At 69.8% G+C, this 22,647-nt stretch carries 20 protein-coding genes and 2 pseudogenes; 11 read left to right on the forward strand and 11 right to left on the reverse strand.

What is annotated here, in order from left to right:
- Nucleotides 1–61: 61 nt before the first annotated feature.
- Nucleotides 62–610 (reverse strand): hypothetical protein, encoded by a 549-nt coding sequence (locus H3H54_RS04870; RefSeq protein WP_262425741.1) that lies wholly within the window; start codon nucleotides 608–610, stop codon nucleotides 62–64.
- 1,007 nt (nucleotides 611–1,617) lie between these two features.
- Here H3H54_RS04870 and H3H54_RS04875 point away from each other — a divergent pair.
- Nucleotides 1,618–2,079 (forward strand): hypothetical protein, encoded by a 462-nt coding sequence (locus H3H54_RS04875; RefSeq protein ID WP_262425742.1) that lies wholly within the window; start codon nucleotides 1,618–1,620, stop codon nucleotides 2,077–2,079.
- Nucleotides 2,080–2,107: 28 nt separating this feature from the next.
- Here the strand turns inward: H3H54_RS04875 and H3H54_RS04880 are convergent.
- A pseudogene (locus tag H3H54_RS04880) lies at nucleotides 2,108–2,784 on the reverse strand (uracil-DNA glycosylase).
- A 220-nt stretch (nucleotides 2,785–3,004) separates the two neighbouring features.
- On the opposite strand from H3H54_RS04880, the gene H3H54_RS04885 reads away from it, so the two are divergent.
- The 4 genes from H3H54_RS04885 (at nucleotide 3,005) to H3H54_RS04900 (ending at nucleotide 7,344) form a co-directional block, all read left to right on the forward strand.
- Entirely contained in the window at nucleotides 3,005–3,286 is a 282-nt protein-coding gene (locus H3H54_RS04885; protein WP_262425743.1) for a DUF3263 domain-containing protein, read from the forward strand.
- A 118-nt stretch (nucleotides 3,287–3,404) separates the two neighbouring features.
- Nucleotides 3,405–3,884 carry a LytR C-terminal domain-containing protein gene (locus H3H54_RS04890; protein ID WP_262425744.1) on the forward strand — a complete coding sequence of 160 codons (480 nt, stop codon included), beginning with the start codon at nucleotides 3,405–3,407 and terminating at the stop codon, nucleotides 3,882–3,884.
- Nucleotides 3,885–4,338: 454 nt separating this feature from the next.
- Nucleotides 4,339–5,976 (forward strand): chaperonin GroEL, encoded by a 1,638-nt coding sequence (gene groL / locus H3H54_RS04895; RefSeq protein ID WP_262425745.1) that lies wholly within the window; start codon nucleotides 4,339–4,341, stop codon nucleotides 5,974–5,976.
- A 525-nt stretch (nucleotides 5,977–6,501) separates the two neighbouring features.
- Nucleotides 6,502–7,344, forward strand: coding sequence for a serine aminopeptidase domain-containing protein (locus H3H54_RS04900; protein WP_262425746.1), 843 nt, complete (start codon nucleotides 6,502–6,504; stop codon nucleotides 7,342–7,344).
- Between the two features lie 90 nt (nucleotides 7,345–7,434).
- Here the strand turns inward: H3H54_RS04900 and H3H54_RS04905 are convergent, their stop codons facing one another.
- Complete coding sequence (locus H3H54_RS04905) at nucleotides 7,435–8,265, reverse strand: CPBP family intramembrane glutamic endopeptidase (protein ID WP_262425747.1); 831 nt, start codon at nucleotides 8,263–8,265, stop codon at nucleotides 7,435–7,437.
- 321 nt (nucleotides 8,266–8,586) lie between these two features.
- Between H3H54_RS04905 and H3H54_RS04910 the strand changes: the two genes are divergently transcribed.
- Genes H3H54_RS04910 through H3H54_RS04920 form a run of 3 tightly spaced genes read left to right on the forward strand, consistent with a single transcriptional unit; the run spans nucleotide 8,587 to nucleotide 11,623 of the window.
- Nucleotides 8,587–9,687 (forward strand): TRAP transporter substrate-binding protein, encoded by a 1,101-nt coding sequence (locus H3H54_RS04910; protein ID WP_262425748.1) that lies wholly within the window; start codon nucleotides 8,587–8,589, stop codon nucleotides 9,685–9,687.
- Nucleotides 9,684–10,292, forward strand: a complete 609-nt coding sequence (locus H3H54_RS04915; protein WP_262425749.1) for a TRAP transporter small permease — start codon at nucleotides 9,684–9,686, stop codon at nucleotides 10,290–10,292. Before H3H54_RS04910 ends, H3H54_RS04915 begins: the two co-directional genes overlap by 4 nt.
- Before the next feature lie 2 nt (nucleotides 10,293–10,294).
- Nucleotides 10,295–11,623, forward strand: coding sequence for a TRAP transporter large permease (locus H3H54_RS04920; RefSeq protein WP_262425750.1), 1,329 nt, complete (start codon nucleotides 10,295–10,297; stop codon nucleotides 11,621–11,623).
- 64 nt (nucleotides 11,624–11,687) lie between these two features.
- Here the strand turns inward: H3H54_RS04920 and H3H54_RS04925 are convergent, their stop codons facing one another.
- Together H3H54_RS04925 and H3H54_RS04930 are read right to left on the reverse strand one after the other, a co-directional pair.
- Nucleotides 11,688–12,287: a hypothetical protein gene (locus tag H3H54_RS04925; protein WP_262425751.1), complete on the reverse strand. Its 600-nt coding sequence runs from the start codon at nucleotides 12,285–12,287 to the stop codon at nucleotides 11,688–11,690.
- On the reverse strand, nucleotides 12,284–13,288 hold the full coding sequence (locus H3H54_RS04930; protein ID WP_262425752.1) for an LLM class flavin-dependent oxidoreductase: 1,005 nt from the start codon (nucleotides 13,286–13,288) through the stop codon (nucleotides 12,284–12,286). The genes H3H54_RS04925 and H3H54_RS04930 overlap by 4 nt, the downstream gene beginning before the upstream one ends.
- Before the next feature lie 106 nt (nucleotides 13,289–13,394).
- Between H3H54_RS04930 and H3H54_RS04935 the strand changes: the two genes are divergently transcribed.
- Entirely contained in the window at nucleotides 13,395–14,366 is a 972-nt protein-coding gene (locus H3H54_RS04935) for an MsnO8 family LLM class oxidoreductase (RefSeq protein ID WP_262425753.1), read from the forward strand.
- A gap of 8 nt (nucleotides 14,367–14,374) precedes the next feature.
- Here the strand turns inward: H3H54_RS04935 and H3H54_RS04940 are convergent, their stop codons facing one another.
- The 6 genes from H3H54_RS04940 to H3H54_RS04965 all read right to left on the reverse strand — a co-directional run bounded on the left by H3H54_RS04940 (nucleotide 14,375) and on the right by H3H54_RS04965 (nucleotide 19,209).
- Nucleotides 14,375–15,196 (reverse strand): hypothetical protein, encoded by an 822-nt coding sequence (locus H3H54_RS04940; protein WP_262425754.1) that lies wholly within the window; start codon nucleotides 15,194–15,196, stop codon nucleotides 14,375–14,377.
- A gap of 67 nt (nucleotides 15,197–15,263) precedes the next feature.
- A complete protein-coding gene (locus H3H54_RS04945) occupies nucleotides 15,264–16,256 on the reverse strand; it encodes a cation diffusion facilitator family transporter (protein WP_262425755.1) in 993 nt (330 codons plus the stop codon).
- Nucleotides 16,253–16,612 (reverse strand): helix-turn-helix transcriptional regulator, encoded by a 360-nt coding sequence (locus H3H54_RS04950; RefSeq protein WP_262425756.1) that lies wholly within the window; start codon nucleotides 16,610–16,612, stop codon nucleotides 16,253–16,255. The genes H3H54_RS04945 and H3H54_RS04950 overlap by 4 nt, the downstream gene beginning before the upstream one ends.
- Before the next feature lie 130 nt (nucleotides 16,613–16,742).
- Nucleotides 16,743–17,045, reverse strand: a complete 303-nt coding sequence (locus H3H54_RS04955; RefSeq protein ID WP_262425757.1) for a rhodanese-like domain-containing protein — start codon at nucleotides 17,043–17,045, stop codon at nucleotides 16,743–16,745.
- A 142-nt stretch (nucleotides 17,046–17,187) separates the two neighbouring features.
- Nucleotides 17,188–18,750 carry a DEAD/DEAH box helicase gene (locus H3H54_RS04960; RefSeq protein ID WP_262425758.1) on the reverse strand — a complete coding sequence of 521 codons (1,563 nt, stop codon included), beginning with the start codon at nucleotides 18,748–18,750 and terminating at the stop codon, nucleotides 17,188–17,190.
- Nucleotides 18,751–19,038: 288 nt separating this feature from the next.
- Nucleotides 19,039–19,209: a hypothetical protein gene (locus H3H54_RS04965; RefSeq protein WP_316249140.1), complete on the reverse strand. Its 171-nt coding sequence runs from the start codon at nucleotides 19,207–19,209 to the stop codon at nucleotides 19,039–19,041.
- 121 nt (nucleotides 19,210–19,330) lie between these two features.
- On the opposite strand from H3H54_RS04965, the gene H3H54_RS04970 reads away from it, so the two are divergent.
- Both H3H54_RS04970 and H3H54_RS04975 read left to right on the forward strand, forming a co-directional pair.
- A complete protein-coding gene (locus H3H54_RS04970; RefSeq protein WP_262425759.1) occupies nucleotides 19,331–20,437 on the forward strand; it encodes a LacI family DNA-binding transcriptional regulator in 1,107 nt (368 codons plus the stop codon).
- Nucleotides 20,438–20,473: 36 nt separating this feature from the next.
- Nucleotides 20,474–22,425 (forward strand): annotated as a pseudogene (locus H3H54_RS04975) (glycoside hydrolase family 2 protein).
- Nucleotides 22,426–22,647: the final 222 nt, after the last annotated feature.

The following is a 22,647-nucleotide window of genomic DNA, read 5'->3' on the forward strand; positions in this document are numbered from 1 at the left end:
CTGATCAGGCGTTACGCCTCGATCTGCTCGGCCACCGGGCCCCCGAGGGTCGCCCCGCGGGTCAGAACGTCTCGTAGGTGACCTTGTTAGCCATGAATCCCTTGCCGGTCATGGTGTTCCAGCAGGTCATGCCGTCGAAACGGCTCGTGCAGGCCATGTCTCCGTAGACGGCGCTCTCGTCGTACTCGAGCGTCTGCGCTGAGTCGCTGAGGAAGGACGAGCCGCAGGCGGTGGAGGCTTCGCTGTCGGCGACCTGAAGGGAGAAGGGCCCGTCCTCCTCGCAGTCCTCGAGACCAGCATCGCCGAAGTCCCGGTCCACGAGCGAGCACGAGACGGTCTCCTCGTCCAGCAGGCAGGTGATGTTCCCGGTGGGGGAGCGCAGCTCTGTCATTTCGTGAGCGCCGTCGGGGGCGGGGGAGACCGGGTCCTCGGTCGGAGTCTCCTCGCTGGCCTCCTCGGAGGGCTCCTCGGTGGGAGCCTCCTGCTCCGTGGTCGAGCTGTCTCGCTGATAGTCCTCATCGTCCGAGGACAACCAGGCGCGGCCCACGAGGGCCAGCACGAGCACCAGCACGAGGGCGAGCAGCAGGCAGCCACCGCACGCGAACCACATCCGCCGCGAGGGGCCGGATGCCTCGTCCTGTGCCGAGGGGGCAGGGCGGCGGGAGCCGCGGCCGCGGCAGATGCGGAGGGATCCTGCGGCGCCGGTGTTCCTGCGGAGGCGTGAGACCCGGCGACAGCTGCAGCAGCGCCAGGGACAGCCGGGACGGCGTAGTCCGGATAGCCGTTCGCTGCTGGGGCTGGGGCTGGGGCTGGGGCTGGGGCTGGTGTCGGCGCCGCTGCGGGCGAGGGCTCTGCTCCGGGGGCGGGGCCGAGCGGCACCACGCCCGCATCCTGCGCGATCCTCACGGAGGGCGTCGGGGACGCCGGGGGCTCCGGAGTCGTCGTGGCAGAGGCGTCCGTGCCGCCCCAGACGTCGTCGTCGACGAAGTCGCCCCAGGCGGAGACGGCATCGGGATCCTCCGGCGCTGGCTGCGAGGAAGTGGTGGGAGACGTGTCGCCGCTCGGGGCGGGCGCAGCTTCGTCGGGCACCGCGGAGTGGAGCGCGGTCGGTTCCCCGGGCGCCGAACCGTCCCGGCTCTGCTCGTACGCCTTCTTCGCCCACGGATTCGTGGCGAGGATCCACTGGCGCGCCACCTCGGGGCACGACGGGTTCAGGACGATCAGCCTCTGCAGCTGAGGGTGGTTCTCCGTGAGCTCGAGCAGGCGCTCCGGGCTGGTGCTCGGATCACCGGCCTCCTGTGCCGCTGAACGACTTCCTGCCACCGGATTCTCCCTTCGTCACGCGTCGTCGGCCGCCCGCTGGTGGGGTGCGCCCGCCGCCCCCGCATCGTGCGCAGGCGTCGTGTCGACCCTCGAGAATGGCACACCGGAGGAGACACAGGCACGGGTGCGCCCGCTCACCGGACACAGATCACGGAGACGGAGAGGTCTTCGGTGGGGAGTTCTCCCCATGTCGCGGAGCCATGGGCCCGGTTAGTCTCACCGTCTGAGCCGCGGCGGATGTCACGGCCCCACTGAGGCGGCGCCGGAAGGCGTCCCGCGAGACGAGGAGCATCCGTGATCATCTGGCGAGGCTGGGGATTCCTGGCGGTCGTGTACATCGCACTGTGCGCAGGTCTGCTGGGAGGGGCGCTCGGGTCGGCGATCGCGGTGGACGGCGCAGGCGGTGCGCTCGCCGGATTCGGCGTCATGATCGGCGGTGCGCTGACTGCCGTGCACGGCTGGTACCTCAACATCGTGCGGCCCAAGGCGAAGGCCACCGAGTGGGAGCTCGCCGAGCGCCCTCGCCTCGAAGCCGCAGCCGATCAGGGGTCCCTGGTGGTCGACAGCGTCCAGCCGCGCGACCGTGCCGAGGCGGAGGCCATGATCGACAGCGTCATCGCGGATGGCCGGCGGGTGATCGGTCGTCATGGGCCGCATTCGGTGTTCTGGATCCCGATGGAGATCATCGGGATCCTCGCCCTGATCGTCGGCTTCATGCTCGGCGGGTACAACCTCTTCATGCTGGTGCTCGGCTGAGGCGCGCGGTGACCGATCTCGCTGTTGCTCAGTCCTGGATGCGCCAGTCGACCGGCGCCGCGCCCTGCTGCTCGAGCAGTGCGTTCGCCTGCGAGAACGGCCGAGACCCGAAGAAGCCGCGCGAGGCGGACAGCGGGCTGGGGTGGGGGCTCGCGATATGGGGGACGTCGCCGAGCAGGGGGATCAGAGAACTGGGCGTCGCGGCCCCACAGGATCGCGACCAACGGGCCGCCGCGGGCCACCAGCGAGCGCAGCGCCTGCTCGGTGAAATCCTCCCAGCCGCGCCGACGATGAGACGCGGGCTCACCCGGCGTCACGGTGAGCACCCGGTTCAGCAGCAGCACCCCTGGTCCTGCCACGAGGTGAGATCGCCGTGGGAGGGGCGGGGATGCCCAGATCGCTCTCGAGCTCGGTGAAGATGTTCGTCAGCGAACGGGGTAGGGGCCGCACATCCCGCTCGACGGCGAAGGACAGCCCGATCGGATGCCCCGGCGTGGGGTACGGATCCTGGCCGACGATCAGCACCCGCACCTCGGCCAGCGGGCGGGTGAAGGCTCGCAGCACCTGCTCCCCGTCGGGAAGGTACCCGCGGCCGGCTTCCGCCTCTGAGCGCAGGAAGGATCCCAGCTCATGGAGGCGCGGCTCGGACGGCGCGAGGGCCTCGGCCCAGTCCGCGGCGAGGAGATCGGTCATCGGCAAGTGCATGCCCCCAGTGTTCCATCGCGGCCCGATCCGGTGACGCGGCTCCCACTGGACGGAGGGCGCGGCGTGCCGGACGGAGCGGCCGCGTCTCGGACCGTACCCTCGGGACATGCCCTCCGATCCTGTTCATCGCAGCCCCCGCGCCGAGCCCGGCGCCGGGGAGGAAAGCCAGCGGCACGGAGCGTCCGAGGGGCCGGCCACGCCGGCCGACACTCCCACCGCGGTGTCCGATGCGTCACTGCCGGGTCCGCAGGGCGGGCTCAGTGATCGGGACCGCCGGATCCTCGCCCTCGAGGGCCGGACCTTCCGCTACGTCGGGGCGAAGGAGAGGGCCATCCGCGAGGAGATCGGCCTGTCGAAGGTCGCCTACTACGTGCGGCTGAACGCGCTCCTCGATGAGCCCGCGGCGCTGCGAGCCGCCCCCTCCGTGGTCAACCGTCTGCGCGGGCGTCGCACCTCCGAGGACGGCCCCGCAGAGGCCGACGGATCCCACCGGGTCGCCTGAGCGGAGCCGCTCCAGGGCGTGTGCTCCGCCCCCCGCCCGTGTCGAACAGGTTTAATGGGTCCGTGGCTGATTCCCAGTATCCGTACCCCCGGACCGATTCGACGATGAGGCGGACGCCGTGTCCTTCCACGGCGCCCACCGCGCCGAACTGCCGTTCTGGCGGGAGAACCTGCTGTACATCATCATCATCGGCGCCGCCGCTGTGCTGCTCGTCGTGCTGCTCTTCTTCATCGGAGGCATGGGCGGCAACGGTGACGACGACCGGGCTGAGGACCCGACCAGCGCGGCCGAGCAGAGCGAGGAGGAGTCCGCTGCCGAGGAGACCGAGGCGGCGGAGGAGGAGCCTGCGCCCGAGCCGGACCTCTCCACCCCGGTCCTGGTGGTCAATGCCGGCGGCATCGACGGCCTCGCAGGCACCTGGCAGGACACCCTCGAGGGTGACGGCTGGGAGGACGTCAGCGTCGCCACCGCGGACAACCCCAGCAGGAGCCGGTGGTCTTCTATCGCGACGAGGCCGACGCCGACACCGCCCAGGCGCTCGCCGATCAGGCCGGCGCCGGCGAGGCGCGCCAGAGCGACGAGTACGACGCCCGCGTGACCCTGGTGGCCGTGACCGAGCCCGGTGACGAGGGCGACGGCGGAGGCGACGGCGAGGGCTGAGTCTCCGCGCCCCAGCGACAGCTGGAGCACATGAGCGGCACGGATCGACCGGGGAGGTCGGCCCGTGCCGCTCTCGGCATCCGGGCCTCGGGCGCCGCCCGAGTGCGCCGCTGCGGCATTCGGATGTGTCCGCCCGGAGCGGAGAGTTAGCACTCTCCCCATGGAGTGCTTATGATGATCTGGCACTCGATGATCGAGAGTGACAGCGCCCTGGGCGCCTGAACTCCCGCTCGGCGGGTGCACGTTCGGCAGGCGGTCCGCCGCCCTGTCGACCACACACATTCCGGCCCCGTGAGGGGGTCGCCGCCGTGGGACATGAACACGGCGTCGGCTCTCGTCCGTCGCGGGCACAGGGTCGGGTGGACACCACACCACACGGGAGAGATTCCACAATGGCCAAGCTCATCGCATACGACGAGGAGGCCCGGCGCGGCCTCGAGCGGGGAATGAACCAGCTCGCCGACGCCGTCAAGGTCACCCTCGGCCCCAAGGGGCGCAACGTCGTGCTCGAGAAGTCCTGGGGCGCCCCCACCATCACCAACGACGGCGTGTCGATCGCCAAGGAGATCGAGCTCGACGATCCCTACGAGTCGATCGGCGCCGAGCTGGTGAAGGAGGTCGCCAAGAAGACCGACGACATCGCAGGCGACGGCACCACCACCGCCACCGTCCTCGCCCAGGCCCTCGTCAAGGAGGGTCTGCGGAACGTCGCCGCCGGCGCCAACCCGATCGCGCTCAAGCGCGGCATCGACAAGGCCGTCTCCGCGGTCTCGGAGACCCTGCTCGCGCAGGCCCACGAGATCGAGACGAAGGAGCAGATCGCCTCCACCGCTGCCATCTCCGCGGCCGATCCGGCGATCGGCGAGCTCATCGCCGAGGCCCTGGACAAGGTCGGCAAGGAAGGCGTGATCACGGTCGAGGAGTCCAACACCATGGGCCTCGAGCTGGAGCTCACCGAGGGCATGCGGTTCGACAAGGGCTTCATCTCGCCCTACTTCGTCACCGACGCCGATCGCCAGGAGACGGTCCTCGAGGACCCGTACGTCCTGCTGATCTCCTCGAAGATCTCCTCGGTCAAGGACCTGCTGCCGCTGCTGGAGAAGGTCATCCAGTCCGGCAAGCCGCTCGCGATCATCTCCGAGGACGTCGAGGGCGAGGCCCTCGCGGTGCTCGTGGTCAACAAGCTGCGCGGCTCCTTCAAGTCCGTGGCCGTCAAGGCCCCCGGCTTCGGCGATCGCCGCAAGGCGATGCTCGAGGACATGGCCATCCTCACCGGTGGCCAGGTCATCTCCGAGGAGGTCGGCCTCAAGCTGGAGACCGCTGGTCTCGAGCTGCTGGGCCAGGCCCGCAAGGTCGTCGTGACCAAGGACGAGACCACCATCGTCGAGGGCTCCGGCGACGCCGAGCGCATCGCCGGTCGCGTGTCGCAGATCCGCAGCGAGATCGAGAACTCCGACTCGGACTACGACCGCGAGAAGCTCCAGGAGCGCCTCGCGAAGCTGGCCGGCGGCGTGGCCGTCATTCGGGCCGGCGCCGCCACCGAGGTGGAGCTCAAGGAGCGCAAGCACCGCATCGAGGATGCCGTGCGCAACGCCAAGGCCGCTGTGGATGAGGGCGTCGTCGCCGGTGGCGGCGTCGCACTGCTGCAGGCAGGTGCGGAGACCTTCGCCAAGCTCATCCTCGAGGGTGATGAGGCCACCGGTGCGAACATCGTCAAGGTCGCCATCGAGGCGCCCCTGAAGCAGATCGCGGTCAACGCCGGCCTCGAGGGCGGCGTCGTCGCGGAGAAGGTCAAGGGCCTGTCCATCGGTCACGGCCTGAACGCCGCCACGGGCGAGTACGAGGACCTGCTCGCTGCCGGGATCATCGACCCCGTCAAGGTCACCCGCTCTGCACTGCAGAACGCGGCGTCCATCGCGGGCCTGTTCCTCACCACCGAGGCCGTCGTGGCCGACAAGCCGGAGCCCAAGGCCCCGGCCGGCGGCGGCGACGACATGGGTGGCATGGGCGGAATGGGCGGCATGATGTGATCTCCTGATCACGCCGCTCCCACCGGAGCACCGCAGGGCCCCGATCCTCTCCGGAGGATCGGGGCTCTTCGCTGTCTCAGTCCCCCAGCCCGCGGCGCGCGCCATCACGGTTCGATGCAGATCCTCGAAGGCGGCGTCGGAGCGCTCCTGGTCCCCGGTGATGATGAGCTCGGCCATGAGCCCCCGGAAGGCGCTGAGCATCCAGGTCGCCATCGGTGCGGACTCTTCGGTGGGGCAGCCCTCGCGCTCCAGGCCCGCTGCCAATGCGCGATGACGCTCGCCCATCGAGCGTGAGACGGCTTCGCGAACCGCAGCATCGGAGAACATCGAGATCCCGGTGAGCTCGATGAACAGTCGTATGTACCGTCGACCGTGCGCTGAGCCGGCTCGCGTCCAGAGTGCGCGCAGGGGGTCCTGCTCCGTGCCCTCTGCGAGGTCGGGCTGACTCAGGGCGCCGGCGATCGTCGCGTCCACCACCTCGGCGACGAGCGTCTCGCGGTTGGCGACATGGTGCAGCAGGTTCGCATGGCTGATGCCCACCGACTGCGCGAGCGTGCGCAGGGACAGCGACCCGACACCGTGCTCGAGGATGTGCTCGGTCGCGGCGGCGATGATCTCCCCTCGGCGGTGCTCGAAGCGGCGCGCGGCAGCTTCGATGTCGACTCCACCCGGGTGTCCTCGCTTCGGGCCTCCGGCTTCGGTGGCGGCACCATCTACTACCCGACCGCTGCCGACGAGGGCACCTTCGGTGCCGTCGTGATCTCGCCGGGGTACACCGCGGGCGAGTCCACCATCGCCTGGCTCGGGCCGCGCCTCGCCTCCCAGGGATTCGTCGTGTTCACGATCGACACGCACTCCCGCTACGACCAGCCCTCCTCGCGCGGTGACCAGCTGCTGGCAGCGCTGGACCACCTGACCGACAAGAGCACCGTGAGCGACCGCATCGATCCCCAGCGACTGGCCGTCATGGGCCACTCCATGGGCGGCGGAGGGACGCTCGAGGCCGCGAAGGATCGCCCCGAGCTGAAGGCCGCGGTGGCGATGACGCCGTGGAACCTCGACAAGACGTGGCCGGAGATCTCCACCCCGACTCTCGTGATCGGTGCCCAGAACGATTCGGTCGCGTCGGTGCGCACGCATGCCGTGCCGCTGTACGAGGGCATCCCCACGTCGACCGACAAGGCCTACCTCGAGCTGCGCGGCGCCTCGCACCTGGCTCCGAACAGGTCGAACACGCGGATCGCCAGCAGCAGCATCTCCTGGCTCAAGCTCTACGTCGACGACGACGATCGCTACGCGCAGTTCGTCTGCCCCGGCCCGGAGACCGGCCTCGAGCTGAGCGACGTCCGCAACACCTGCTCGTCCTGATCCGCGCGGGCCGCTGCGCTCCAGAGCGTGAGGGGCCCCGATCCTCTCCGGAGGAGCGGGGCTCGTCGCCGTCCGGATTGTGACCCGACGTCAGACCAGGAAGATCGGGATCGCCCCTGGGTTGTGGGCGTGCACGATCGCGAGGAAGACCACCACGTCGAACAGAAGGTGCACGATCAGCACGTACAGCAGGGAGCCGGTGCGGGAGAACAGCCAGCCCTGGAGCAGTGCGAAGGGCACGGTGAGCAGCGGGCCCCAGGCCTGGTAGCCGAGCTCCCACAGGAACGACACGAAGATGATCGTCTGCAGGATGTTCGCCGTCCAGAGTCCGAAATGGCGGCGGAGCAGGGCGAAGCAGGTGCAGATGAAGAACAGCTCGTCCCAGGTGCCCACGAAGTTCACGCCGACGAGGAAGCGCCCCAGCGCTCCGGCGTCGGTGATGGCGGGCCAGTTCTCGTACGCGCCCGAGGAGATGAAGTAGTAGGGCAGGATCAGCCATCCCAGCACGGGGACGGCGATGATGTACCCCACCTGCCATCGGTTCCACCGCTCACCGGAGAGCCAGGGGAAGCGGATCGCGCGACGACGCAGCACCAGGCGGTCCACCAGCAGCGGCGCGGAGACGGCGAGGATCAGCACCGTGCCGATGGTGAAGAACCGGTCCCAGTCCACATCCGCCTTCACCGAGGTCGTCGAGACGATCGCGACCCCGAGGCCGATCAGGGAGAGGTCCTTGCCGAGCTCCCGGGAGACGAGGAATGCACCCAGCAGGCTCAGCAGAAGCAGCCCGTGCCCCCACCCAGCGAGCTGGAGGCCGAAGAGCAGGAAAGCCGAGGTCGACACGCCTGCTGCCGGCAGAAGCCCGATCCGCGGGGTGTTCTGTGCAGGGGCGTTAACGGCATCGGTGGGTGGCGTCGCCATGTGCACCAGCATGCCAGCCGCAGCGCCTCATGGGATCCATGTCACCGCCGCTTCGGCACGGCAATGCCCGGCAACGCGTGAGACCGGTTTCTCGGAGGCTGGCACGCTGGCCGAGGTCGATCGTGCGATGCGGCCGGGCATTGTCGCCTTCGGGCTCGACAAGGAGCCGGAGAGGCCCGCAGAAGGGCACTCCCACGACGCATCGCAGGTTCAGCCCGGAGCGTCCGCAGGCCGTCGCTCCACCCGGCACGGCGACTGCGAGCGCGGGCCCGCACCGCTGCAGCACCGCGGTCCGGAAGGTTTCATTCGAGGAGGAATGCAGTGCGAACACCAACGTCCCGCCGACGAGGAGCTCCCCGCTCGCTCGCCGGCCCCCGCCCCGGAGCTCGGGAAGGAGTGGGACGTCGGGGATTCCTGAAGTCCCTCCCCGTCCTCGGCGCCGGCACCGCCCTGCTCGGCGGCTGCGCCTCGCAGGAAGGGGCTGTCACCGGGGTGGACCGGGTTCTGTCCATCTCGCTGGGCCAGGCCGAGTCCCATCCCAGCTACGGCTCCCTCGTCTCCTTCGGCGAGCGGCTCGCCGAGGCGACCGACGGGCGCTACGGCGCGCGTGTCTACGCCAACAACTCCCTGGGCGATCAGCAGGAGACCGTGCAGCTGGTCTCCGACGGCGCGATCGACATGGCCGTCATCTCCGGCACCCAGATCGAGAACTCCTCGCCCCGCTTCCTGCCGATGAACGTCCCCGGAGTCTTCGACGACATCGACCACCAGAACCGCGTGATGCTCGACCAGTCGATCGTCGGCGAGCTCTTCGCCTCCCTCGAGCCGCAGATGCGACTGACAGTCCTGGGCGGTTATTCGCAGGGTGGCCGGCACCTTTACACCGCACAGGGCCCGATCGAATCTGTCGAGGACATGGCCGGACTGAAGATCCGCGTGCAGGAGTCCGAGATCTTCCTGCGCCTGATCAGCGACATCGGCGGCGTCCCCACCCCGATGGCCTACAGCGAGGTCTACACGGGACTCCAGGCCGGCGTGCTCGACGGTGCGGAGAACAACGAGATCTCCTACGTCACCCAGCGTCACTACGAGGTCGCGGGCCACTTCACGCTGACCAATCACCTGATCGGCTTCGACTTCCTCCTGGCCAGCACGGACCTGCTCGAGGAAATGGACGAGCAGGACTCCGAGGCCCTGCGCGAGGCCTGGGCCGAGACCCAGAGCGAGTTCGTCGAGATCTGGAAGCAGGAGACCGAGAAAGCCACCCAGGACATGCTCGATCGCGGAGTGGTCATCACCCAGCCCGAGCCCGAGGTGTTCGCCCCGATCATCGAGGAGGCCGGACTCTCGATCCTGGAGCACCCGGATGACCTCGCGCTGTACGACGCGATCCGCGCGGCGTCCGAGGAAGGGGATGCATGATGTGGAAGATCCGCCAGGGCCTGCTGTCAGCCCTCAAGCTGCTGTGCATCGTGCTGTTCTCGGTGCTTGTGCTGGTCGTCGTGTGGCAGGTGTTCACCCGCCAGGTGCTGGGGGCCCCGAGCCCCTGGGCCACCGTCACCGCCCAATACATGTTCGTGTGGCTGAGCCTGTTCGCCGCGACCCTAGTGTTCGGTGAGCGCGGCCACATCGCCGTCGACGTGCTGGCCCAGCGCGCTCCCCGCGTCTCCCGCCGGGTGCTGATGGTCCTCGTGCAGGCATGCACGCTGGCCTTCGCCGCGCTGGCCATGGTGTCGGGAGGACTGCGCGGGGTGTCCATATCCTGGGACCAGGTGATCCCTGGCTTCCCCTTCACCGTCGGCCACATGTACCTGGCGCTGCCCGTCACGGGCCTGATGATCGCCTTCCTCGCCCTCGAGGATCTCCTGCTGGCCGTACGCGGCGATGAGCTCGAGCCTCTCGAGGAGACGGACGACGAGGCCGCCGAGAGCGCCGGTGCCGCCGCGGCAGCAACGGTCGTCCAGGATCCGCAGGCGCAGACGCTCCCCGGATCCGACACCAGCACCGACACCGAGAAGGAGCGCTGATCATGGATCCTGCAATGCTCGCCGGGATCATCCTGATCATCGGCATCCTCATCCTCATCGCCATCGGTGCCCCGATAGCCATCGCGATCGGTCTGCCCTCGGTGGTCGCCCTGATCGCCGTGATCGGCTTCGAGCCGGCCGTGTTCGTCTCCGCGCAGCGGATGTTCATGGGCGCGAACTCGTTCTCCCTGCTCGCGATCCCGTTCTTCGTCCTGGCAGGGCAGCTGATGAACACCGGCGGCGTGGCCGCACGGCTGATCGACGCCGCGAAGGTGCTGGTGGGCCGGATGCCCGGCTCCCTGGCCCAGACCAACGTGGTCGCCAACGCGATGTTCGGTTCCGTCTCCGGTGCCGCGGTGGCCTCGGCCGCGGCCGTCGGCGGCATCCTCAGCCCTCGGCAGCGCAAGGAGGGGTACGACCCGGCCTTCGCCGCCGCGGTGAACGTCGCCTCGGCGCCCTCGGGCATGCTGATCCCGCCCTCGAACACGCTGATCGTGTATTCGCTGGTCTCCTCGACCTCGGTCGCCACCCTGTTCGCTGCCGGTTACGGTCCGGGCGCGGTGTGGATGCTGGCCTGCATCGCGATGGTCTACCTGGTGACCAAGCGCCGCCCCGAGCTCGTGGGCAACGACAACGGCGCCGCCCGGGGTGAGCTCACCCTCGCCACGGCCATGCGCACCCTGCTCGCTGCGGTGCCGGCCGTGTTCATGATGGTGATCGTGATCGGCGGCCTCGTGGCCGGGTTCTTCACCGCCACCGAGTCCGCGGTGATCGCCGTGGTCTACTCGCTGGTCCTGGGGATGATCTACCGCGAGCTGACCGTGAAGAAGCTGCCCGCGGTGATCCTCGCTGCGACCCGCACCACCGCCGTGGTGCTGCTGCTGATCGCGGTCTCCGGGGTGCTGGGCTGGGTGCTCGCCTACGCGACCATCCCGCAGTTCATCGCCGGTGCTCTGCTGGGCGTCTCCAGCTCCCCGATCATCGTGCTGCTGCTGATGATGCTGGCCCTGCTGGTCGTGGGCATGTTCATGGATCCCACCCCGGCGATCCTGATCTTCACCCCGATCTTCCTGCCCGTCGCCCTCGAGCTGGGAGTGGACCCGATCCACTTCGGCCTGATGATGACGTTCAACCTGTGCCTGGGCACGATCACCCCGCCGGTGGGCGTGATCCTGTTCGTCGGCGCCAGGGTGGGCCGGATGAAGGTGGAGCCGGTGATCATGCGCCTGCTGCCCTTCTACGTGCCGCTCGTGATCGGCCTGCTGCTGATCGTGTTCGTCCCGCAGATCTCGATGTTCATCCCCGACCTGCTCGGGATGTCCAGCGAGTGAGGATGCTGAGAACGGGGCCACGGCGTGATCGCCATGGCCCCGTTTTTCACGGGCAGCTCGCCGCTCACATGTCGAAGGCAGAGATGACGAGCTGATCGCCGCCGGGACAGACCGCGAGGACTCTCAACCCGTCGCCCGCCGCGGTCCGGTTCTCATATCCCGGCTGGGTCAGGACCGGTGCTACGGTGAGCCAGTCCTCGGGGCAGGAGGAGAGCGCCTCTTCGAGCGGGCCGACGATCGCGGCGCGCAGCTCTCCGTCCGTGAGCCGCTCGGGCTCACCGCCGATCGATCCTGCGGCAGCTTGTGACTGTGCGGTCGTGGCCAGCTCTTCGACCTCCGCCGGGGCCAGCGTCACCACAGCCTGCCACCAGTAGTCGTCCTGGGCGGGGATCGGGACCCGCTCGTGCGGATCCGTGAACTGGCCGTCGATCAGCGTGAGCTCCGAGACCGTTTCCAGCGTGGGCAGGTGCTCGGCCACCAGCTCGGAGCTGGTCGTCAGGGAGTCGGACAGGAACCAGCGCTCGCTGTCCTCGTCGTGAATCCATGGGTCGCCCTGCCCCGGGCGGGATTCTCCGAATCCGCCGCAGCCGGTGAGGACCGCTGCGGAGAGGCAGAGCAGCGCGAGCCATGCGGCGGGAGCCGCGCCTTGGCGGCGTCGTCTCACAGGCCCCAGGCTTCCGCCAGCAGCTCGAGAGCGTGCAGCCGGTCCGCCGGATCGTAGTAGTAGGCGGTGAGGATGAGCTCGTCCGCACCGGTGGCGGCGACGATCTCCTCGAGCTGACGCACCACTGTGGTGGGGGAGCCGACGGCCTTGATGGACAGGGTCTGGTCCACCTGAGCGAGCAGCTGCTCGGGAGCGATCTCCTCGATCGGTCGCGGCGGCTGGATCTTCTTCCGCTGACCGGTGACCACTCCCAGGAACATCTGCTGGAGCGTGGTGAACTGCCGCTGCGCCTCCTCGTCGGTGTCCGCGACCACGAGATTCACCCCGACCATGGTGCGGGGCTTCTCGATCTGCGCAGCCGCAGCGTTCGGATCGAAGTGCTGGCGGTAGACGTCCAGTGCGTGCACGTACTGGAAGGGTGCGAAGTGGGACGCGACGGAGAAGGGCATCCCCAGCTGTGCGGCCAGGCGTGCACCATTGGCCGTCGAGCCGAGGATCCACATCGGCACCTCGGTGCCGCGGGCGACATCCGCGGTGATCGGCAGCGAGCCGGTGCTCTCCTCGCGCGACCAGTCCCGCATCTGCTCGACCGCGGCGACGAAGGCGGCAGGGTCGGCCGACGTGCGGGCCAGCAGCTGGGCGGTGAGCTGGTCGGTCCCCGGAGCGCGGCCCAGGCCCAGGTCTATCCGGTCGCCGTGGAACTGCACCAGGGTGCCGAACTGCTCGATCACCGTCAGCGGCGCGTGGTTGGGGAGCATGATCCCGCCCGAGCCGACGCGGATCCTCTCGGTCATCGAGGCCGCACGGTCGATCAGCAGCGAGGTCGCGCTCGAGGCCAGGCTGTTGGTGTTGTGATGCTCGGCGAACCAGAGCCGTTCGTAGCCGAGGCGGTCGGCGGCCTTCGCACCCTCCATTGAGGCGCTGATCGCCTCCTTCGTGGTCATGCCTTCGGAGATGGGGACGAGATCGAGCAGCGACAGCGGCACATGAGGAGCGTTCATACCGCTCAGGCTATCGAGGGAGCCTCTGCGGTGGAGGGCTCGGGGATGAGAGCTTCTCGACCTCCGCTCAGGGAAGCTTCCTGCGCTGCCAGGCGTTGGCCCCGGCATGAGGTTCTCTCTTCTCGACCGCTCCCGCACCCGCCATGGGCTTCCGGAGACCGCTGCTCTGGAGCACTCCGTCCAGCGCGCGATCGATGTCGAGCAGCTGGGCTATGAGCGGTTCTGGGTCGCAGAGCATCATGCGGTGCCGGGGATTGCGAGCGGTGCCCCGGCGGTGCTGCTGGCGGCGGTCGGGGCCCGCACCCGGCGGATCAGGCTGGGTTCCGGAGGGGTGATGCTCCCCAACCATCGGCCCCTCGTGGTCGCCGAGCAGTTCCGCATGCTGGCCGCGCTGTACCCGGGCCGCATCGACCTGGGTCTCGGCCGGTCGCTGGGGTTCACCGATCCGGTGCGGCGCGCCCTTGGCCGCCTCGAGGCGAGCCCTGAGGAGTTCTGCCAGGAGATCGCCGAAGTGCGGGAGCATCTCGAGGACTCCGCCCCGCTCACCGCCCAACCCGCCGGCGCCGGCGAGGTGCCGATGTTCGTGCTCGCGACAGGCAGCGGGGTCGTCACCGCCGCTGCGCTCGGCCTGCCGGTGGTGCTCGGCGGCCCCTTCCTGGATTCCCCGGAGCTGCCGGACCGGCTCGCCGCCTACCGCCGCCGCTTCCAGCCGCATCGCGGCAGCGCGCCGCAGGTCATCGTCTCCGTCGACGCGCTGATCGCAGACACCGACGAGGAGGCTCGTGAGCTGGCGCTGCCGGAGGTCTGGGCGATGGCCCGCTCCCGCACCACCGGCCTGTTCGAGGCGCTCGAGCCCGTCGCGCGGATCAGGGCGTCGCCCATGAGCGAGAAGGAGGCTCACCGAGTGGAAAGGGGCATTGCGGCGACGGTGGCCGGGGCGTCGGCGACCGTGCGCCGACGGATCGAGGAGCTGCTCGAGCGCACCGGGGCCCACGAGGTGCTGGCGACCGGCGCGACCTACGACCGGGAGGCGCTCAGGGCCTCGGACCGTGAGCTCGCGCAGCTGCTGGCCGGCTAAGCTTCCGCTCAGCCGAGCTGCAGGCCGAAGCTGAGCAGGATGTTCCCTAGCACCAGCACACCCAGCACCACGAGTCCGCCGGCGGGGACCGCGCGAAGCCGCAGCGGCTCATAAGGCACTGCGGTGACGCTGCGGGCGAAGATGTTCGCCATCGGCGCGAAGACCAGGAGCGCCGTTCCCGCCGCGAGAATCGCGATCTGGGCGGAGGCCGGGATCTCGGCCGGGCTGATCGCGAGGTACACGATGCTCAGCAGCACCGAGACGATCATCCCGTACAGCCATGGGAACAAGGTCATCGCATTGCGCAGGCGCGGATCGGCCCCGGCGTGACGCGCCATGTGGGGCGCGAAGGCCCGAGCGTTGAGGAACATGCCGCCGACGCCGATCGCGAGCGCGAGGAACTGCAGCGGGAGGGGCAGCCCGAGCAGCTGCGCGGCCTGCCCGGTGTCGCCGGCGCCGAAGGGAGTCAGGCACAGATACATGATGCCCTCCTGGACCGAGATGAAGGCGAACCACAGCCACACCAGGTGCAGGAAGTCAGCACGCCCGCGCAGCGGGGTCCACAGCTGCAGCAGCACACCGGTGACCAGGCTGAAGGCGGGGCCAGAGAGGAGCATCAGCACCTGATCATCCTCTGGCGGAGAGTCGAGGTCGATCACCCCGAAGGGGTACAGAATCGAAGCGTGATCCAGGGCGAGCCCGGCGAGCAGGTGCGTGAGCTCGTGCACGAAGATCATCAGCGCACTCGCGATGAGCGCGGCCACGAGGCTGTTCAGGAGCAGCGGACGGACAGAGGGCAGGGACGACTCTTCTGTGCGCTGGGTCACCATGGCGGCATCCTGCCACCGTTCATGGCGAGGCGCGCCGAGTTCGGAGGAGCCGACGGGGAATGAGAGCTCAGAAGGGCTGGGGTCCCTCCGGCGGCCTGGTCGGGTCATGGTCGTCGCCGTGGATCGGCACGTGCTGCTCGGGGATGTCCTCGTACGAGGCCGGATCGGAGATCGGCTCGAGATGGGTGAGGACCGTGAGATCCGGGAGGCAGCCGTACAGCTCGGCCTCGAGCCCCTCGATGTAGTCGTGCCCCTGCTTGACGGTCCACTCATCGGGCACCAGCACGTGGACGTTCATGTACTTCTGCTGGCCCGCCTCACGGGTCTGCAGGCCATGGAAGGTGACCGTGCCGTCGGTGCGCCGGCGCAGCACCTCGGTGATGATGTCGTGGTCCTCATCGGGCAGCGCCTTGTCCAGCAGCCCGGAGACGGACTCTCCCAGCAGGCCGATGCCGGTGACGATGATGTTGACGCCCACGGCGAAGGCGACCAGCGCATCGAGCCGCTCCCAGCCGGTCAGCGCCACCAGCGCCACGCCCAGCAGCACGCCGGCGCTGGTGACCACGTCGGTCATCAGGTGCTTGCCGTCGGCGCGCAGCGTGATCGAGTTGTGTTTCCTGCCCGCGCGGAGCAGCACCACGGAGACACCGCCGTTGACCACGGAGGCGATCACCACGATGACCAGGCCGATCCCGAGGTTGTCGAGCGGTCGCGGATTGATGAAGCGCTCGACCGCGGTGATCATGATGACCGCGGCGGCCACGAAGATCATCAGGCCCTCGACGGCTGCGGAGAAGTACTCGGCCTTCGCGCGCCCGTAGAGGAAGCGCTCGGTGGCGGGTCGCGCGGCGACGGTGAGGGCGATCAGTGCCACCACCGCGGCGACCAGGTTCACGGTCGACTCGGCGGCGTCGGAGAGGATTCCGACGGAGTCGGTGAGCGCCCAGGCGCCCGTCTTCAGGGTGATCGTGACGATCGCGGCGACGATCGACAGCCACGCGAACTTGCGCAGGTCGGTCTTCGGTGCCGCGGCAGGGGAGAGCGGAGCGGGGGCGGTCATGCGCGGGGATCCTTCAGGGGGGGGTCGGGGGCGAGCGAGCCGTCGGGCGCGATGTGCTCGAAGATCTGCTCGACCAGGGAGAGGACGTGAGGATCGTCCACGGTGTAGTAGCTGTGACGACCTGCGCGGCGGGCGGAGACGATGCCCGCCAGGCGGAGTTTGCTCAGGTGCTGGCTGGTGGTGGGGAGGCTGAGGCCCACTCTCGCGGCGAGCTCGCCCACGTCGGAGCGTCCACCGCTCATGAGCCGCACCAGGTGGAGCCGGGCGGGGCTCGCCAGCAGCGCGAAGGTGTTCGCCGCCGCCGCGAGCTGCGGTGCGGTGGGGGAGGAGCCTTCCGGCGGGTCCGACGTCGTCACGCCCTCATCCTCCCCGTAGTTCCACAGTTGCGCAATGAGCAAAGTGTGGATGTGGGAGGGGTCGCAGCATGCAGAACGGCGGGGAGGGACGGCGCACCAGGCGCCGCTCCTCCCCGCCGTTGCAGGGGTGTCAGTCCACGCTGCGGCTGGGCTCCGCCTCGACCGCGAGCCCGGCGGCGCGGTAGCCCCGGAAACCGCCGATCAGATCGGTGGCGCGGTGGAAGCCGAGGTCCCGCAGGTCGCGGGCGGCGAGCGAGGAGTAGTACCCCTCGTTGCAGACCACCACGACCAGATCGTCATGGCCCGGGCCCTCCGGCATCCGATGCGCACTGCCCGGATCCAGCCGCCACTCGAGCACGAGGCGCTCGATGACGGTGGCGCCGGGGATGTGGCCCTCGGGCTCCCGGGTCGCGACCGAGCGGATGTCGATCACGTGGGCGCCCTGTGCCTGTGCGGCGGGCAGATCCTCGGGGAGATCCGTTCGACACCCTGACGGGCGGCCTCGAGGATCTCCTCGATGCTGTGCTGGGCAGGGGCTTCCGCGCGTCGCCGGCCGCCGGACGAGGCGGCGTCGCTCATCGCCTGCGGTCCGCGGAGAAGGAGGCGAGACCACCGCCGACGGAGTTGCCGGTGCCGCCGTCGGAGCTCGTGGAGTAGCGGGACGGAGCGCCCTGGCCCTGACGGCGCGCACCGGAGGAGGACCCTCCCTGCCCGCCGCGACGAGCGCCGCCCTGACCGCCGGAGCGACCCTGGCCACCGGAGCGACCCTGGCCACCGGAGCGACCCTGGCCGCCACGGCCCGAGCCTTCGGAACGGCTCTCCTCGCCCGGGCCGCCGCGTCGACCGCCACGGCCCTGGCCGCCACCCTGTCCGCCGCCCTGTCCACCGGAACGGCCGCGACCACGACGCTCGCCGTTCAGGCGGGCCTGGTCCACCTCCGGCTCGGGCTGGCGCGGCTCATGGGTGACCACGCGCTCGCCCGGGGCGAGCTCGCTGAGCACCGGGCTGGTGGGCTGCACCTGGGGGTGGTAGGTGGGGTTGATGCCGGCCTTGCGCATCAGGTCGCTGACGTCCCGCTTCTGCTCGGGCGTCTGCACGGTGATGACGGTGCCGGACTCGCCGGCGCGCGCGGTGCGGCCCGAGCGGTGCAGGTACGCCTTGTGCTCGACGGGCGGATCGGCGTGGACCACCAGGGCGACCTCGTCGACATGGATGCCGCGCGCGGCGATGTCGGTGCACACCATCGTCGTCGCGGTCCCGGCGCCGAAGGCCTCGAGGTTCCGGGTGCGGGCGTTCTGCGAGAGGTTGCCGTGCAGGTCCACCGCGTCGACCCCGCGGGCGCTGAGCTTGCGGGCCAGGTTCTTCGCCCCGTACTTGGTGCGAGTGAACATGATCGTGCGGCCCGGTGCGGCCGCCAGGTCGCGCAGCACGTCGAAGCGGGTGGCGGGGGAGACCTCGAGCACGTGGTGCTCCATGGTGCCCACAGAGCTCGTGGCCGGATCCGCGGAGTGGGTGACGGGCTGGTGCAGGAACTCCTTGACCAGCTTGTTCACCCCGGAATCGAGGGTCGCGGAGAAGAGCATGCGCTGGCCCTTCGGCGGGGTCTTCGCGAGGATCTTGCGCACCATGGGCAGGAAGCCCATGTCGGCCATGTGGTCGGCCTCGTCGATCACGGTGATCTCGATGCCGGAGAGGTCCACGTGGCCCTGGTTCATGAGGTCCAGCAGGCGCCCGGGGCAGGCGACGAGCACGTCGATGCCGCTGGCCAGTGCCTTCACCTGCGGGTTCTGGCCCACACCGCCGAAGACGACGGTGCTGCGCAGGCCCGTGGCCTCCTCGAGCGGCTTCAGCGAATCGGCGAGCTGCGAGGCGAGCTCACGGGTCGGCGCGAGGATCAGGGAGCGGGGGCGGCGCGCGACGCGACGACGGGGCTCCGCAATCAGGCGGGCCACCAGCGGCAGCAGGAAGGCGTAGGTCTTGCCTGAACCGGTCCGGCCGCGGCCCAGGACGTCGCGCCCGGACAGCGAATCCGGCAGCGTCGCGGCCTGGATGGGGGTGGGCTCGACGATCCCGCGCGGTGCGAGGGCGCTGATCAGAGCGGAGGGCACGCCGAGGCGTGCGAAGTCAGGGGTGGTCACGAAAGGTGATCCGTTCTCTGTGGTGCAGTCCTGCCCGGGGCGTCGGCATGCGGCGCTGCTCGCGAGCAGCTCTCCTTCGCCGACGGTGTCACCGGGACGGAGCCTGCCGGAACTCGGATCGACGTCAGGCGTCGACCAGGATCGGGGCTATCCGCTCGGGACCTGTGCCGCGGCGGGAGAACGGCACTTCCGCCCACAGTACGTGCACGGGCTTCCGGTGGCGATGAACCGGCAGGCAGTTGTGACATACCACCGGGTCAGCCGTGCGCTGGGCGGGCCCGCTCCGGCTCACTGGCCGCCGCCCAGGCCCGCCGAGGCGTAGCCCTTCACGATCTGGCGCTGGAAGAGCAAGAACACGATCAGCAGCGGCAGGCCGCCCACGATCGCGCTCGCCATCGACTGCGCGTACTGCAGACCGTAGGCGTTCTCCACGGTGCCGATGCCCACCGGGATCGTCATCAGTGCCGGGGAGTTGGTGACGATGAAGGGTCAGTCCTGCAATTCTCACGTGAGACAGAATCATGCCCTCCGGTAGTCTCGACCGCAAGTACCGTGGTCCCACCCCGACCCAGGAGAGCCGATGGCACGCCGCGTGAGCATCAAGGACGTCGCCCAGCACGCCGGGGTGTCCTGGAAGACCGTCTCCAATGTGGTCAATGCCCGTCCGGTGGTGCGGGAGGAGACCCGCGCCCGCGTCGAGCAGGCGATCGAGGAGCTGGGCTACGTGCCCAACCATGTGGGCCGCGACCTGCGGGGCGGCCCCACGCGGACGATCGCGCTGGTGGTGCCCGAGCTGCAGAACCCGTACTTCGCACGCCTCGCCGAGCTGATGCAGGTCGCAGCCCGCGAGCGTGGCTACACCGTGAGCGTCGAGGTCTCCCTGGGCCTCGCCGAGACGGAGCGCGCGCATGTGCGCGGACTCGCCCCTCGTCCGGTCGATGCCGTGATCATCTCCCCGACAGCGCTCGCCCCGGCCGATCTGCTCGCCACCGGAGGGCCTCGGGTGGTGCTGCTCGGCGAGCGACTGCCGGCGGCCGCAGAGATCTCCCACGTGGCCATAGACAACGTCTCCTCCGCTGTCGATGTGGTGCGCCACCTGGTGGGACAGGGGAGGGAGCGGCTGCTGTTCCTGGGGGTCGACGGGGCCGTGCGCTCCACCGCCACCGACCGGCTCGCGGGATTCCGAGCCGCGCTGCGCTTCGCCGGCATCTCCGTCGAGCCCGAGCTGATCCGCACGGTCGCGCACTGGGATCGCGAGGCTGGTCGACGGGAGATGGAGGCGGTGCTCGAGACGGGTCTCGAGGTCGATGCCGTGGTCGCCGGCAACGACCTGCTCGCCCTGGGCGCGCTCGCTGCGCTCCTCGCCCGCGGGGTGGGCGTGCCGGAGCAGGTGGCCGTGGTGGGCTGGGACGACATCCCGGAGGCGGCATGGTCCCGTCCCGGGCTCACCTCCATCGCCCCGGATCTCGAGGCGCTGATCTCCGCCGCGCTGGATGCGGCTCTCGCCGAGGCGGGGGCGAGGCCGACGCCGGGTCGGAGACGGTGGTCGGGCACCAGCTGGTCGAGCGCGGATCCACCGTGGCGGCAGGGCTCAGCTGAGCGCTGCCTCAGGCGGTGCGCGCAGGCGATGAGGGTCCGCGAATTCCCACGTTGCAATCCGGACGGGTTTGCGCTTCACTGGAGGTGACCGATCAGTGCCGATCTCGATCCGAGGAGCCGCCCCATGACCGCTCGCCCCGCCGACCTGCCCGAGCCGCTCGCGGACCTGTTCTCCCGTGCCGAGGGGCTTGCCGCTCTCCTCGATGCACCGCTCGCGGAGGGTGCGGATGTCCCGCGCCCCGAGCACCCACGCCCCCAGCTGCAGCGCCCCACGTGGATGACGCTCAACGGCACCTGGCAGTTCGAGATCGACCAGGGCGACTCCGGTCGCGAGCGCGGTCTCCTCGAGCGTGAGCTCGCCCAGACCATCACCGTGCCCTTCGCGCCGGAGACCGAGGCCTCCGGGATCGGCAACCGCGACTTCCTGAACGCCGTCTGGTATAGCCGGACCGTCACCATTCCTGCCGACTGGGATGGCCTGCGCCCGATCCTGCGCTTCGAGGCCGTCGACCACGACACCACGGTCTGGGCCGACGGCGTCGAGGTCGCCCGCCACCGCGGAGGCTTCACGCCCTTCGCCGCCGACCTCTCGGCCGTGCCGGACGTCGGCCCCGGCTCCGAGGTCGAGATCGTGGTGCGCGCCCGCGACCCCACGACGTTCCCCAGGCACGGGGAAAGCAGTCCACCTGGTACAACGCCACCCACGCCGCCTATCACCGGACCACCGGCATCTGGCAGAGCGTCTGGCTCGAGGGCGTCCCCGCCGATGAGATCCGCTCGCTGCGAGTGACCCCGTCCCTCGCCGGAAGCTCCTTCGCGATCACCGTGCCGCTGGCTCGCAGCACCCGCGGTACTCGCCTCGAGGTGGTCGCCTCCGAGCCCGGCGGCGAGGAGGTCGCCCGGGCCGAGGTGCGCGCCGATCTGGACCTCGCCCCGCATCTCGAGCTGGTGATCCCCGAGGAGGCCGTGCGGATCTGGGGCCCGGGCGCCCCCGAGCTCTACGCTCTGTCCGTGCGCCTGCTGGACGCAGGCGGCGCCGTGCTCGACGAGGTCCGCTCCTATGCGGGCCTGCGCGCCACGACATTGCGCGATCACGAGTTCCGGATCAACGGTGAGAAGGTCTTCCAGCGCCTCGTGCTCGACCAGGGGTACTGGGAGGAGTCGTTCATGACCTCCCCGAGCGACGAGGCCATGATCACCGATATCCGCTTCGCGCTGGAGGCCGGTTTCAACGGGGCGCGCCTGCATCAGAAGGTCTTCGAGCAGCGCATGCTGTTCTGGGCCGATCTGTACGGCTACCTGATCTGGGGGAGTTCGGGGACTGGGGCATCTCCGGTCACGGCCCGATGGGCGACAACCAGCAGCCCACCGCGTCCTTCATCGGCCAGTGGGTCGAGGCCGTCGAGCGCGACCTCAGCCACCCCAGCATCATCGGCTGGTGCCCGCTGAACGAGACCCATCAGGTCCGGCATGACCGGCTCACCCAGCTCGACGACGTCACTCAGGCGATGTACGACGCGACCAAGCTCGCCGATCCCAGCCGGCCGGTGCTCGACGCTTCCGGCTACTCCCACCGGGTGCGCGGGGCCGACATCTACGACTCCCACTCCTACGAGCAGGACGTCGAGCGCTTCCGCACGCAGCAGTCCGGCCTCGCCGAGGGCGCCCCCTGGGCCAACGGCCGCGAGCTCGCACCCGACGAGATGCCCTTCGCCGATGGCTCCTTCTCCCTGCCCTTCGCGGGTCAGCCCTACTTCGTCTCCGAGTACGGCGGGATCTGGTGGAACGAACAGGAGGCGCGCGAGGCCCAGCAGGCGGAGCGCGCGGGCAACAACGCCGCCCAGTCCTGGGGCTACGGCGAGCGGGTCCGCAGCGAGGAGGAGCTCTACGAGCGCTTCGAGGGCCTCACCCGGGTGCTGCGAGGACCCGCTGATGTTCGGCTACTGCTACACGCAGCTGACCGACGTGTTCCAGGAGAAGAACGGCGTGGTCGATTTCGAGCGCGGTCGCAAGCTCGACCTCGCCCGCCTGCGCGAGATCCAGCAGCAGGCGGCGGCATACGAGGACGAGGGCTGACCAGCTGGCATCAGATGCGGGCGCGGGACGAGCGGGGCACCCCGTGACGTCCCGCGCCCGCCGCGTCTTTACACTTGACCGGTGACCACTACCGACTCCTCGCCGACCGACCTCACGACGACTCGATCCCCGCTCACCCTCGACGACGTCCCCGCGCTCGCCTCGCTCATGAACCGCATCGACGTGGCGGACCAGCTCGGTGAACCCGCCGAGGAGCCCAGC

The organism is Brachybacterium sp. Z12, assembly GCF_014400405.1.
Taxonomy (GTDB): domain Bacteria; phylum Actinomycetota; class Actinomycetes; order Actinomycetales; family Dermabacteraceae; genus Brachybacterium.